The 12,156-nt window shown below is 48.6% G+C and carries 10 protein-coding genes; 8 read left to right on the top strand and 2 right to left on the bottom strand.

Annotated features, from left to right (window positions below; all coding sequences use genetic code 11):
• The first annotated feature begins 111 nt into the window (after positions 1 to 111).
• The 5 genes from SCACP_RS20365 (at position 112) to SCACP_RS20345 (ending at position 5,664) form a co-directional block, all read left to right on the top strand.
• Entirely contained in the window at positions 112 to 1,686 is a 1,575-nt protein-coding gene (locus SCACP_RS20365; protein ID WP_425059301.1) for an ABC transporter substrate-binding protein, read from the top strand.
• A gap of 81 nt (positions 1,687 to 1,767) precedes the next feature.
• Positions 1,768 to 2,772: an ABC transporter permease gene (locus SCACP_RS20360; RefSeq protein ID WP_425059300.1), complete on the top strand. Its 1,005-nt coding sequence runs from the start codon at positions 1,768 to 1,770 to the stop codon at positions 2,770 to 2,772.
• Positions 2,773 to 2,790: 18 nt separating this feature from the next.
• Positions 2,791 to 3,687: an ABC transporter permease gene (locus SCACP_RS20355; protein WP_425059299.1), complete on the top strand. Its 897-nt coding sequence runs from the start codon at positions 2,791 to 2,793 to the stop codon at positions 3,685 to 3,687.
• 10 nt (positions 3,688 to 3,697) lie between these two features.
• Positions 3,698 to 4,696, top strand: coding sequence for an ABC transporter ATP-binding protein (locus SCACP_RS20350; RefSeq protein ID WP_425059298.1), 999 nt, complete (start codon positions 3,698 to 3,700; stop codon positions 4,694 to 4,696).
• Positions 4,693 to 5,664 carry an ABC transporter ATP-binding protein gene (locus SCACP_RS20345; protein ID WP_425059297.1) on the top strand — a complete coding sequence of 324 codons (972 nt, stop codon included), beginning with the start codon at positions 4,693 to 4,695 and terminating at the stop codon, positions 5,662 to 5,664. The genes SCACP_RS20350 and SCACP_RS20345 overlap by 4 nt, the downstream gene beginning before the upstream one ends.
• Positions 5,665 to 5,697: 33 nt before the next feature.
• Here the strand turns inward: SCACP_RS20345 and ppx are convergent, their stop codons facing one another.
• Positions 5,698 to 7,212, bottom strand: a complete 1,515-nt coding sequence (ppx, locus tag SCACP_RS20340; RefSeq protein ID WP_425059296.1) for an exopolyphosphatase — start codon at positions 7,210 to 7,212, stop codon at positions 5,698 to 5,700.
• A gap of 255 nt (positions 7,213 to 7,467) precedes the next feature.
• Between ppx and SCACP_RS20335 the strand changes: the two genes are divergently transcribed.
• From SCACP_RS20335 to SCACP_RS20325, 3 genes are read left to right on the top strand one after another with little or no spacing between them, the layout of a single operon-like run.
• On the top strand, positions 7,468 to 9,015 hold the full coding sequence (locus SCACP_RS20335; RefSeq protein WP_425059295.1) for an HD domain-containing protein: 1,548 nt from the start codon (positions 7,468 to 7,470) through the stop codon (positions 9,013 to 9,015).
• Between the two features lie 5 nt (positions 9,016 to 9,020).
• Positions 9,021 to 11,141 (top strand): RNA degradosome polyphosphate kinase, encoded by a 2,121-nt coding sequence (locus tag SCACP_RS20330; protein WP_425059294.1) that lies wholly within the window; start codon positions 9,021 to 9,023, stop codon positions 11,139 to 11,141.
• Between the two features lie 44 nt (positions 11,142 to 11,185).
• Positions 11,186 to 11,518: a hypothetical protein gene (locus tag SCACP_RS20325; protein ID WP_425059293.1), complete on the top strand. Its 333-nt coding sequence runs from the start codon at positions 11,186 to 11,188 to the stop codon at positions 11,516 to 11,518.
• A gap of 164 nt (positions 11,519 to 11,682) precedes the next feature.
• Here SCACP_RS20325 and SCACP_RS20320 read toward each other — a convergent pair whose 3' ends face one another.
• Positions 11,683 to 11,946 carry a hypothetical protein gene (locus tag SCACP_RS20320; RefSeq protein ID WP_425059292.1) on the bottom strand — a complete coding sequence of 88 codons (264 nt, stop codon included), beginning with the start codon at positions 11,944 to 11,946 and terminating at the stop codon, positions 11,683 to 11,685.
• Between the last annotated feature and the right edge of the window lie 210 nt (positions 11,947 to 12,156).

Genomic DNA, 12,156 nt, shown 5'->3' with positions numbered 1-12,156 from the left:
AGAAAAAATTGTAGCTGGAGAGCGGATACAAGCAGGATTTTCAAAATTGATGGATAATTTATATAATTCAGTTTGCGTTAACATATTTAACTGTTTATGGGAGGTATTAGCATGAGTAAGAAATGGTTGGCGCTCATTCTGACCGTAATGTTTGTAGCCAGCATTGTTTTAGCTGGCTGTGGCGGAGGCGGCGACAAGAAAACGGCCGGCACGGGCGCGGCCAATGTGCTGGTGTTCGCGCAAGGTTCTGATCCGCGTGGGCTTGACCCGGCTTATGTGGATGACGGCGAATCAGCCAAGATTATCACCCAAATTTTTGAAGGGCTTGTCCGTTATAAACCGGGCAGCACGGAAATCCAGCCGCTGTTAGCAACCGAGTGGACGGTCAGCCCGGACGGCAAGGAAATTACCTTTAAATTGCGTCAAGGCGTAAAATTCCATGACGGCACGCCATTTAACGCTCAGGCTGTTAAATTCAGCATGGAACGCCAGCTTAAACCCAATGTTAAAGAAGACATGCCGTATGCCGACTTTACCTATGCCGGGGTCCAAAAGGTAGAAGTTGTCGATGACTACACCGTCAAAGTCGTTTTGGAAAAACCGTCGGCACCGTTCCTGGCCAACATGGCTATGGCTCTGGCCGCACCTATCGTCAGCCCTGAAGCGGTTAAGAAATATGGTGACAAGTTTATTGAAAACCCGGTTGGCACCGGCCCGTACAAATTTGTTAAATGGGATAAAGGCCAGCAAATTGAACTTACCGCCTTTGACGGCTATTGGGGCGACAAACCCAAAATGCCCAAAGTTGTCTATAAATTTACCAAAGAAAATTCGGTCCGTGCTTCTGACCTGATAACAGGATCGACCGACATTATGGACGGCGTGGACACCAACGACATTAAGACCCTCGAAGGCAAAGGCATGACAGTTATTAAGACACCGGGAATGAACATTAACTACATGGGTTTTTATACCTATAAAAAGCCGTTCGACAATCTTGACTTGCGCAAGGCCATAAGTATGGCTATCAACCGTCGGCATTTAGTTGATTTTCTGTATCAAGGTCAGGCCAAGCTGCCTAATTCACCCTTGCCCGACTTTATCCCCGGCTATTCCAAAGATGTTAAACCGTATGAGTATAACGTCGAAGAAGCTAAGAAACTGTTAGCTAAAGCCGGTTATCCCAATGGCTTTGAATTTACCTGCATTACCTATTCCAACCCGCGGCCCTATAACCCGGTTAACGGCGAGAAACTGGCTGCTGCCGTTCAGGCAGACCTGGCCAAAATCGGTGTTAAAATGAACATCAAATCCTATCCGTGGAAAGAGTACAAACAAGTGCTTAAAAACGGTGAAGGCGATGCCTATTTCTATGGCTGGATTGGTGATAATGGCGACGCCGACAACTTCCTCATGCTGCTCGAAACGGCACAAATCAAAGGCAGCCTCAATGCGTCCAAATACTCCAATCCCCAATATGACCAGTTAATCGAGCAGGGCCGCACAACTTTGGACCCGGCCAAACGGGCCGCCATCTACGCTGAAGCCCAGAAGATTATTGTGGAAGATGCTCCTTGGGTGCTCATCAGCCATAGCATGGATATGGCTGCTTACCGGCCTAATATTAAAGGCTTTGCCCTCCACCCTGTCGGTGTTCACTGGCTGAATATTGTATCCAAAGAATAAATAACAGGCTGATACCAAAGAAGGTGGTTTCCGCGAAATCACCTTCTTTATCAATAATAGGATGATAAGGAGGTTAACGTAGTGGCTAAGTACATAGTCCGCCGCCTGCTGCTGCTCATTCCGGTGCTGTTTGGCGTATCGCTGGCGACATTTGTAGTAATGCACCTGTTTACCACCGACCCGGCGGAGATAATTCTTGGTCAGCATGCTACTACCGACCGGGTGGAAGCGCTCAGGGAGGAACTGGGACTTAACAAACCGATATATATTCAGTTTGCCGACTATTTAGCCAAAGCCGCCCACGGCGACTTAGGCACTTCGGTTATTACCAAGACCTCGATTACCGATGAGCTTGTCAAACGTTTTCCGGCAACTGTTGAACTGGCCTTGGCCGCAATCCTGATTGCTTCGGTGTTTGGCATCATTTTGGGGGTTATCTCGGCGGTTAAACAAAATTCACTGTTTGACTACGGTTCTATGGTGGCGGCCCTCATGGGGGTCAGCATGCCGATATTCTGGCTTGGCCTCATGATGATTATTGTCTTCTCGGTCACGTTAGGCTGGCTGCCCTCTTCAGGACGCATCAGCATTGGCATGGCGCCGGAAACGATTACCGGCATGTATATTGTCGACGCCCTGATTACGGGTGATATGGGTGCCTTGCGGGACGCAGTAAGCCACCTGATTATGCCGGCGGCGGCGTTGGGCTCGTATTCAACAGCCATTATCGCCCGCATGACCAGGGCTACTATGCTGGAAACCATCCGCCAGGACTATATCCGTACCGCCAGGGCTAAGGGCTTGCGGGAGCAGGTGGTTATCATCAAGCATGCGCTGAGAAATGCGCTAATCCCGATTGTTACCGTAATCGGCCTGCAAATGGGCTCGCTCCTGGGCGGGGCGGTGCTGACCGAAACGGTCTTTTCCTGGCCGGGTATCGGTTCCTATGTTGTCGAGGGCATCCTTGCTTCCGACTATCCCCGGGTTCAGGGAGCGGTACTGTTAATCGGCACCATCTTTGTTCTGGTAAATCTTATTGTTGATATACTCTACTCGTATCTCGACCCCCGGATACAGCATTCATAGCGCCAGGTGGTGATAATTATGGAAACAAATATGAACATCAAAACCCAACCGGTCTTCAGCCCGGCCACCCCGCCGGTCAAGTCGCGCCGCGCCGAATTTATGGAACGGTTCAAAGCTTCAACCTCAGCCATGATTGGTCTGACGATGCTGGTGATATTAGTATTCTGCGCAGTTTTAGCCCCGGTGCTGGCACCGTATGACCCTTATGACAGCAATATGCCTAATGCGTTAAAGCCACCCAGCGCTTCCCATATTATGGGGACCGACGAGCTGGGACGCGATATCCTGTCCCGGATTCTTTACGGCGCGCGTATTTCGCTCATTGTCGGCGTTGAAGCCGTGACGCTGGCGCTTGCGTGCGGCGTAATCCTGGGGGCAATCGCCGGCTTTTACGGCGGCAAAACAGATACAGCCATCATGGGGGTTATGGATATTATGCTGTCTTTCCCCAGTATCTTGCTGGCCATCGCCTTCATGACAGTGCTTGGGCGGGGTGTGGAAAAAGCGGTCATCGCTATCGGTATTGTGTCAATCCCCCAGTATGCCCGCATCGTCCGGGGGAGCGTGCTGTCAGTAAAAGAAAATGTTTACGTCATGGCCGCCCGGGCTATTGGCAATAGTGACCGCCGGCTAATTTTCGCGCATATTCTTCCCAACGTGCTGGCCCCCATCATTGTCCGCGCCACCATTGGGGTTTCAGTGGCTATTTTAGAAGCTGCCGCCCTGGGTTTTCTCGGTCTTGGTGTACAGCCGCCCACGGCTGAATGGGGCACCATGCTGGGTTCAGGCCGGCAGACCATCTTCAATGCGCCGCATATTGTTACATTTCCGGGGATAGCAATCACGCTGACCGTTATGGCCTTCAACCTGCTGGGTGACGGCTTGCGCGATGTGCTTGATCCCCGGTTGAAATAGGAGGCGCGCTATGACCGAAACAACAATGAGCCAGCCGCTACTGGCAATAAATCATTTAAAGACTCATTTTTATATCGGCAAAAGAGTAGTAAAAGCGGTTGACGATGTCAGCATTGCCGTCAAGCCGGGCGAAATGCTGGCGCTTGTCGGCGAATCCGGCTGCGGCAAAAGCGTAACCGCCATGTCGGTTATGCGGTTAGTGCCGGAGCCGCCTGCCCGTTTAAGCGGCGAAATCATGTTTCAGGGCTGGGATATACTTAAAATGACCGGGCCGGAAGTGCGGGACATTCGCGGCAAGGAAATATCCATGATCTTTCAGGAGCCCATGACTTCGCTCAATCCGGCCTATACTGTCGGCGACCAGATTGCCGAGTCGGTACGCGTGCATGGGTCTGCCGACAAAAAAGCTGCCTGGCGGCGGGCTGTTGAAATGCTTGATCTTGTCGGCATTCCGGCCGCCGGACAACGCGCCAAAGAGTATCCCCACCAAATGAGCGGCGGCATGCGGCAACGGGTCATGATTGCCATGGCTCTGGCCTGCAATCCCAAACTCCTGTTGGCTGACGAACCGACAACAGCGCTGGACGTAACCATTCAAGCCCAGATTTTGGATTTAATCAGAAATTTAGCTCAGGAGTTCAACACCGCCCTCATCCTCATTACCCATGATCTTGGTGTTGTGGCCGAAATGGCGCAAAACATGGCGGTTATGTATGCCGGCCGTATTGTGGAACAGGGGACGGTGGAAGCGGTATTTGCCGCGCCACGCCATCCCTATACCGCCGGACTGATGGAATCCATACCGCGTCTTGACGGCAGGAAAAAACAGCTTTTGCATACCATTGAAGGTGTTGTGCCTGATCTTGCCTTCTTACCGCCCGGGTGCACGTTTGCCGACCGTTGCGAGCATGTTAGGGACAAATGCCGTGTGGTACAGCCCGAACTTGTTTGCCAGACCGACGGCCGCCTGGTAGCTTGCCATTACCCGCTGGGAGGTATTACCGCATGACAGCTAATAGTACTTTGCTTGAAATCCGCAATTTAAAAAAATACTTTCCCATCAGGGGCGGTTTATTTGGACGCCCGGTCGGTCATGTCCGGGCAGTGGACGGTATATCATTTTCTGTCAGAAGCGGCGAAACGCTTGGCTTGGTGGGGGAATCAGGCTGTGGGAAGTCAACTACCGGCTTATTAGTGCTGCGACTGATCGAACCTACCGCCGGCGAAGTGCTGTTTCAAGGTCAGGATGTTGCCAAATTTAAGAAACCTGAGCTCAAGAATTTCCGCCGTCACGCCCAGATTGTATTTCAGGACCCGTATGCTTCCCTCAATCCGCGCATGGCGGTAGGTGATATCATTGCTGAACCGCTGATGCTTCATAACATTGCCGCCGGGCCGGACCGTACCAAGCGTGTTGAAAAGCTGCTGCGCCTGGTTGGCTTGGGTCCGCAGCACGCCGGACGTTATCCCCATGAATTTTCGGGCGGTCAGCGCCAGCGGATCGGTATTGCCCGGGCGCTGGCCGTCGAGCCTAAGCTGATCGTCTGTGACGAACCGGTGTCGGCGCTTGATGTCTCAATCCAGTCGCAGATCTTAAACCTCCTGGTGGAGTTGCAGCAGGAGTTAGGGCTAACTTATCTGTTTATCGCCCATGGCCTTAATGTCATTAAGCACATCTCTGACCGCATCGGTGTTATGTACTTGGGCAAAATGGTCGAATTAGCCGAAGGGGACGAGTTGATCAAAAACCCCTTGCATCCTTACACCCGGACGTTGTTATCAGCCATTCCGCTGCCTGAGCCGGGAGTCAAGAAAAACCGCATTATTCTGCAAGGGGATGTGCCCAGTCCGGCCAACCCGCCGTCAGGCTGCCGCTTTCACACCCGCTGTCCGGCCTGCCAGAATATTTGCAGCAGGCAAGAACCGGAATTCAGGGAGATAAGCGGGCGGTTTGTGGCTTGTCATCTGGTGAAATGAAAAAAGCAAAAAAGAGCGCCTCTGGCGCTCTTTTTACTCAATGATCAAATCTAGCCCTAATTCTTTTTTGAACCATTTACGGTGTCCGGCTGCTGCTTGACGCTCAATGCTTACCGGGTCGTTGGTGAGCAATCGCAAATGCGCTTGTTTGCCGGCGATTGCCGGCTGGACGTTGGGTATCAGGCCAAGCTGCGTTGTTTCCAGGCTTTCGGCCAAAGCCAGAAGCAGCGCCAGCTTGCGGGCTGTCTGCCAGTCGTGCTGGTCAAGAAACTCACTATAGAGCTTGTTACGGACATATTTGGCTGCCGGGCCGTTATGCCAGCCGGCGACAACAGCTACCAGCATCTGTTCACGGTGAGTCAGGCCGAACAGGCGGGCATTTTCGACCAGATAGGCGCTATGACGGGCATGGTCGTAATAATTGATGGTAATGCCGATGTCGTGCAGCAGGGCGGCTACCTTAAGAAGCTTGCGGTCGCGGGTGGTTAGTTTTAAAAGAGGCTGCCAACCGTCGAACATCTTCTCAGCCAATTTGGCCACATGATAGGCGTGGGCTTCGTTGCCCTTATAGAATAATAGCATATTACGGGTGGAGTGGAGGAGAATATCGGGAATAATCTCAGGCTGGTGCTGTTTGGCCAGATAATACTTGAGAAACATACCCTCGCGTACACCACAGCCGCTAATAACAATATTCGTGGCTTGTGCTACGTCGATTAGCGATTTGACAATGGTTGTTCCGGCGATAATAATATCGGCGCGTTCGCTGCTCAGCCCAGGAAACTTGCGGCGTTGAGCCAGATTGGTTTTGGTGATTGTCCGCCATAATTCATCAAAAGCCATAGGGCCGAAACGATAGTTGTGAACTTTGGGAAAGGGATAGTTCTTGCGTTTTTGGTCCATTTTGGCGATGTTGCGGGCTGTGCCGCCTACGCCTACGATAGGGAGCGCCAGGCGTTTCATCCACGGTAATTGTTCCAGGTGGCCTACAACAAATTCGCGCATGGCCGCTAATTGCATATCGCTGACTTTATCTTGGGCGCCAAACCTTTCCGTAAGGTTGACGGCGCCAAACGGCAGGCTGACTACTTCGGTTGGCTGCCGGTCCCTGATGAGCGTTATTTCAGTACTGCCGCCGCCTAAGTCAAAAAGCAAGGCGTCTTCAATATCAAGGGTGTTGATGATACCGCTATACCCCAGGCGCGCTTCGGTTTCACCGCTAATAATTGAAAGAGGTATGCCGGTTTGCTGGCGGACCATGTTGATAAACTCGCCGCCGTTCTTGGCATTGCGTACGGCGGCCGTGGCGACAGCCAATATTTTATCTACTTTCACGATTTCGCACATATGGGCGAAAACTTTAAGCGTGCCGATAGCCCGCCCCATTGCGTCCTTGGTCAACATTCCGGTTTCATCCATGCCTTCGCTGAGCCGTACCGATTCTTTTTGGTGATAGACTAGATTATAAGCGCCATTATGATAGATATGCATAACAATCAGGCGGGCGGAGTTTGAGCCCAAGTCGATGATTGCTACCCGTTCTGTCAAAATACTTCAGCTCCTAACTGCAATCGGAGTAAGAATGATATACATAGTTATTCGCTATTCTTGATAAAATTCTTGCTGATATTCTCATGATAAAAACTTTTTTATTTGACCGAATAGGGCCGGGAAGACAGTTTGGTTAAATTTTGTTAATTTACAGTTAGTTTAGTATTAACTCATAAATTCATTACAGGATTTCTCGTTCTAATTGTCGAAATGATGCATATTATATAAATTAAGATATTTGGGGGTCATACCATGGCCAGGCATGCTCCTGATATGTTCGCCGCCATTCATGTCGGCTCAGAGCAAATTGGCGTCCAGATTGTCGAGTACACCAGCCTGGACGATATAAAAATTATTGAACAAAGTTACCGGCAGGTAATGCTGGGCGAGGAAACGTTCAAGACTGAGCGTATTAGTTTTGGCGCTGTGAGTGAGATTTGCGAGCTCTTAAAAGGCTATCGCCGTCTCCTTACCGAATACGGGGTGCGCGACTACCGTCTGGTAGCTACGACCGCTGTCCGCGAAGCTCATAACCAGTCGTATATAATTGACCAAATTAAGGTAAAAACGGGGTTTAACGTTGAAGTTGTCGATATGCCCCAAGAAATTTTTTATAAGTATATTTCGTTGGTTAAAACAGTGACCGACCATGGATTGATGAATTCTCAAGACGGTATGCTGTTTGTTGATATATCTTCCGGCGGCCTTGGCTTTACCTTGTATAAAGAGGGAAAGCTTTGTTATCAGCAAAATATTCATATTGGTGCGCTCCGGATTAAAGAAAGCTTTGATAAGTGCCAGCGCGACTCAGCCCATTTTCATGAGGCATTATCTGAATATATAATAAGCACGATTGAACCGGTGGAAAAAGAAATGAGCCGTCACGATATCAAGCGGCTGGTGCTGTCAGGCACCGAAACCAAGCTGTTTTTAAAAATGCTGGGAAAAGAACAAGGTAAAGTTACCTTTGTCAGTTTGTCCGAGTTCGACGACCTCTATAAACAAGTGCGGTTCCTTAAATTGCCCCAGATAATAAAGACGTTTAATCTAACCGAGCATAAGGCCGATGTTGTGTTGCCGACCATCTTGTTGTATAAGCAGATCGTGTCGCTGACCAATCCTGAGGAAATCGTTATTCCGAGCGATCAGTTTATTGACGGTATTGTTGTCAAACATATTGCTGAAAAAACCGGACATGAACATAATAAGCTCATTGAAAATCAGCTTATCAGTCTGTGTTGGGAGATTGGCAAAAAATTTTATTATGATCCTGCTCATGCCGCTGCTGTTGAAAAATGGTCACTGCTGTTATTTGATAAGCTGGCGCGTATCCATGGACTGGGCGAACGGCACCGGCTGCTTTTACAAGTAGCTGCGATTCTTCATGATATTGGCAAATATGTAAATCTCAGACGGCATTATTTTTATTCTTACCGGCTCATAGTTTCGTCAGATATAATGGGTTTATCCGAAACCGAAAAACAGGTAATGGCCAATGTGGCCTTTTATCATTCCAAAGGCACGCCGGCTGACAGCGATGCCAACTTTGCCGTTTTGACGCAGGAACAAAAAGTTACCGTCTCCAAGCTTTCGGCTATTATCCGGCTGGCTGACGCCATTGACCGCAGTCACCGCCAAAAAGTAAGCCAGGCCGAAGCCGTGTTGCGTGGCGATGAACTGATCATTTCTGTAACCAGTAGTGAAGATATGTCACTTGAAGGCTGGACATTTGCCGATAAGGCCGATTTTTTTGAAGATGTTTTTGGCATAAGGGCTATATTAATCAGACGGGCGGGGTAATTACTATGACTAGCGATATAAGGTGCGATATACATGACAGTCCTGAATATTTTTTCAACCGTGAACTTAGCTGGCTCAAATTTAACCGGCGGGTGCTGGGTGAAGCCGATGTCAAACACAAGCCGCTCCTTGAACGATTAAAATTTATTGCTATTACCAGTTCGAATTTGGATGAATTTTTTATGATTCGTGTGGCCGGGCTTAAACACCGCCTGGAAAGCGGTATCAATAAGGTTGATGCTGCCGGCTTATCGGTTAGTGAGCAATTGAAATGTATTGCCGAGGATACGCATGAGCTCGTTAAGCTTCAATACCGGTATTTGAAAAATATCCTGCGGGAGCTTGAAGCGGCGAATATCTATTTTAACGATATCAACAGTCTTGATGAACGGGCGCAAGAATGGATTGAGAATTTTTTTACCAATACGATCTTTCCCGTCATTACCCCCATGGCGGTGGACGCCGGTCATCCTTTTCCCTTTTTGGCCAACCGCAGTCTTAATCTGGCGATACTTCTCTGCCGGGAACGGGGTGAACCCAATACTGCCGTGATTCAGGTGCCGGCCGTGCTGCCGCGAATTATTGAAGCGCCTTCCGCCGGCGAAAAACGACAGTTTGTATTTTTGGAAGATATCATTAAGCGTTATTGCGCCAACTTTTTCTATGGCTATACCATTAAAGACGTAGTGCCGTTCCGTATTACCCGGAATGCCGACCTCTCCATTGACGAGGAAGAGGCCGAAGACCTGCTGGTGGAAGTTGAGAAATCGCTGCGCCAGCGCAAGCGTGGTCAAGCCGTGCGGCTTGAATTTGGCCGACCTAACAACAAGCAACTGCGCGAATTACTTGTGCGGACCCTCAATATTGAAGAGCAGGATATTTATGAAGTGCCCGGGCCGCTTGATGCTACTTGCTTTTTCAAGTTTAGCGAGTTGCCGGGGCTGGATAAGTTCCGTCACAATCCGATGATTCCCCAACTGGCACAAGATCTTATCGGCGCCGATAGTTTATTTGACACTATTCGTGAACGCGACATCCTGCTGCACCATCCTTATGAGTCGTTTGAACCGGTAGTGGAATTTGTCAGGCAGGCTGCCACTGACCCGAAAGTACTGGCGATCAAACAGACCTTGTACCGTGTCAGCGGCAATTCTCCCATTGTCCGGGCGCTGGCCCAGGCGGCTGAAAACGGTAAGCAGGTCACCGTGCTGGTCGAGTTAAAAGCCAGGTTTGACGAAGAAAACAATATTTTATGGGCCAAGCGCTTAGAAGAAGCCGGCTGTCATGTAATTTACGGCCTGGTTGGCCTAAAAACCCACGCCAAAATGATTCTGGTAGTCAGGCAGGAGTTTGATGGCATCAAGCGTTATGTCCATATGGGCACAGGCAACTACAATGATGCTACCGCCAAAATGTATACCGACATGGGCTTGTTTACCGCCAATGACCAGTTTGGCGCCGATGCGTCGGCTTTCTTTAATGTGCTGTCCGGTTATTCTGATCCCCCGATGTGGAACAAAATTGTTGTTGCGCCACTGGGTCTCCGGGAAAAAATCAAAGAACTCATTGACCGCGAGATTGAGTTTGCCAAGGCGGGCCAAGGCGGCCGGATTATTGCCAAGATGAATTCACTTGTTGATAAAGATATTATCCTTAAGCTGTACCAGGCATCCTGTCATGGGGTCAAAATCGACCTGATCATCCGGGGAATTTGTGTTCTCAGACCAGGAGTTCCCGGTGTAAGCGACAATATATCGGTACGCAGTATTGTTGGAAGGTTTTTGGAGCATCACCGCATATTTTATTTTGGCAATGGTGGTGATGAACGGGTATTTTTATCCAGCGCCGACTGGATGCCGCGCAATCTGAATGAACGGGTGGAATTGTTTTTCCCGATTGAAGACCCCAATCATATTGAGCGGATTAAAAACATTATTGCAATTACGCTGGCTGACAACCAAAAAGCATATATTATGAAACGGGACGGCTCTTACCGCCGTGTCGATAAGCGGGGTAAGGCAATCAATTCGCAAATGGAGTTTTTTGCTGAAGCTCAGGTGGCGTCCCAGGTCCCTGACATTACTATGGAACAGCGGCTTAAACCTCTGTACCGGCGGGCGGAATAAAGTGAAACTTGCAGGATTTAATTAAATATCAGTATAATATTATAATGACTGGTAATAATTTTTTTCTAAGAAAAGAGGCGATAGTCTTGCAGCAATCCTATAAAGTAGCCATCCACCATGGTAACGATTACGGTTTTGTGGAGTATGACCAGGAGTCCAAAAAGGTTAAAGTGGTTTTAGATAATGCTGCTATTCGTCAGGTCGTCGAAACCTATCTGGCGTCAGAACATGTTATCCGTTTAGCCGGCGAAGGACTGATGGATTTTAAAGATGTCACTGTCCGGCCGGCGGAAAGTATTGATAATCTCCAAGCGGCGCTTACCCGCATGTGGGAAAAAATAGGAGTATATGTGGACTGGAGCCATCCGGTAGCGTGACTAAGTGTCACGCTTTTTTGTTCCTGAAAGTAATGTAGAAAGTACTATTGTTGCACGGGTTTTAAAGTTTATCCACAAAGTTATCCCCAAAACACCTAAAAATGTGGATAACTTAGCGAATAGTTTGGGGAAAACTTATCGCCTGATACGCGAATATCACAAAATCAGGGGTTGTTATTGTGGATAAGTTGGGTTTTGCCGCTTGTGGATAAATAGAAAGATAAAGGTATGTTATCCCGAATGGCAAACTCTAAGCAGTTGTGGATAACGTTATGTATTCTCAAAATGGTTCTAGGACTGAGAAATTGCTCTTTATCCATACATTTTACTTTCATCATATCGGCATAGAAGTTATTTAACTGTGAGGTTGTAAGCTTTTGCAATGGAATATGCCCCAATTTTGGAGTAATATGAACGCGAATATACATTTCATCAGTAGCATTGCAATAAATTCACTTAAAAACATCAAGGTTTAAAACTGCCTAAAATTATCCAAAAGCAACCAAAATCAGTCTATATACCAGTATTATCCCGGCAAACCATAAAAAAGCTCCTTATAATAGAGACGCAGCAGGTAACCCTGTTCACGCACTCTAAAATAAGCGGAGGTTAAATATTCCTCTTGGAATAAACTTTAT

It is taken from the genome of Sporomusaceae bacterium ACPt (assembly GCA_041428575.1).
Lineage (GTDB): Bacteria > Bacillota > Negativicutes > Sporomusales > Sporomusaceae > Sporomusa_D > Sporomusa_D carbonis.
Note: the sequence above shows the minus strand (reverse complement) of the source record. Positions and strands in the feature narration are given on the sequence as shown.

Coding starts and splice junctions, on each gene's coding strand:
- SCACP_RS20365 (WP_425059301.1), top strand. CDS start 112: ATGAGTAAGAAATGGTTGGCGCTCATTCTGACCGTAATGTTTGTAGCC.
- SCACP_RS20355 (WP_425059299.1), top strand. CDS start 2,791: ATGGAAACAAATATGAACATCAAAACCCAACCGGTCTTCAGCCCGGCC.
- SCACP_RS20350 (WP_425059298.1), top strand. CDS start 3,698: ATGACCGAAACAACAATGAGCCAGCCGCTACTGGCAATAAATCATTTA.
- SCACP_RS20345 (WP_425059297.1), top strand. CDS start 4,693: ATGACAGCTAATAGTACTTTGCTTGAAATCCGCAATTTAAAAAAATAC.
- SCACP_RS20335 (WP_425059295.1), top strand. CDS start 7,468: ATGGCCAGGCATGCTCCTGATATGTTCGCCGCCATTCATGTCGGCTCA.
- SCACP_RS20330 (WP_425059294.1), top strand. CDS start 9,021: ATGACTAGCGATATAAGGTGCGATATACATGACAGTCCTGAATATTTT.
- SCACP_RS20325 (WP_425059293.1), top strand. CDS start 11,186: ATGACTGGTAATAATTTTTTTCTAAGAAAAGAGGCGATAGTCTTGCAG.
- SCACP_RS20320 (WP_425059292.1), bottom strand. CDS start 11,946: ATGTATATTCGCGTTCATATTACTCCAAAATTGGGGCATATTCCATTG.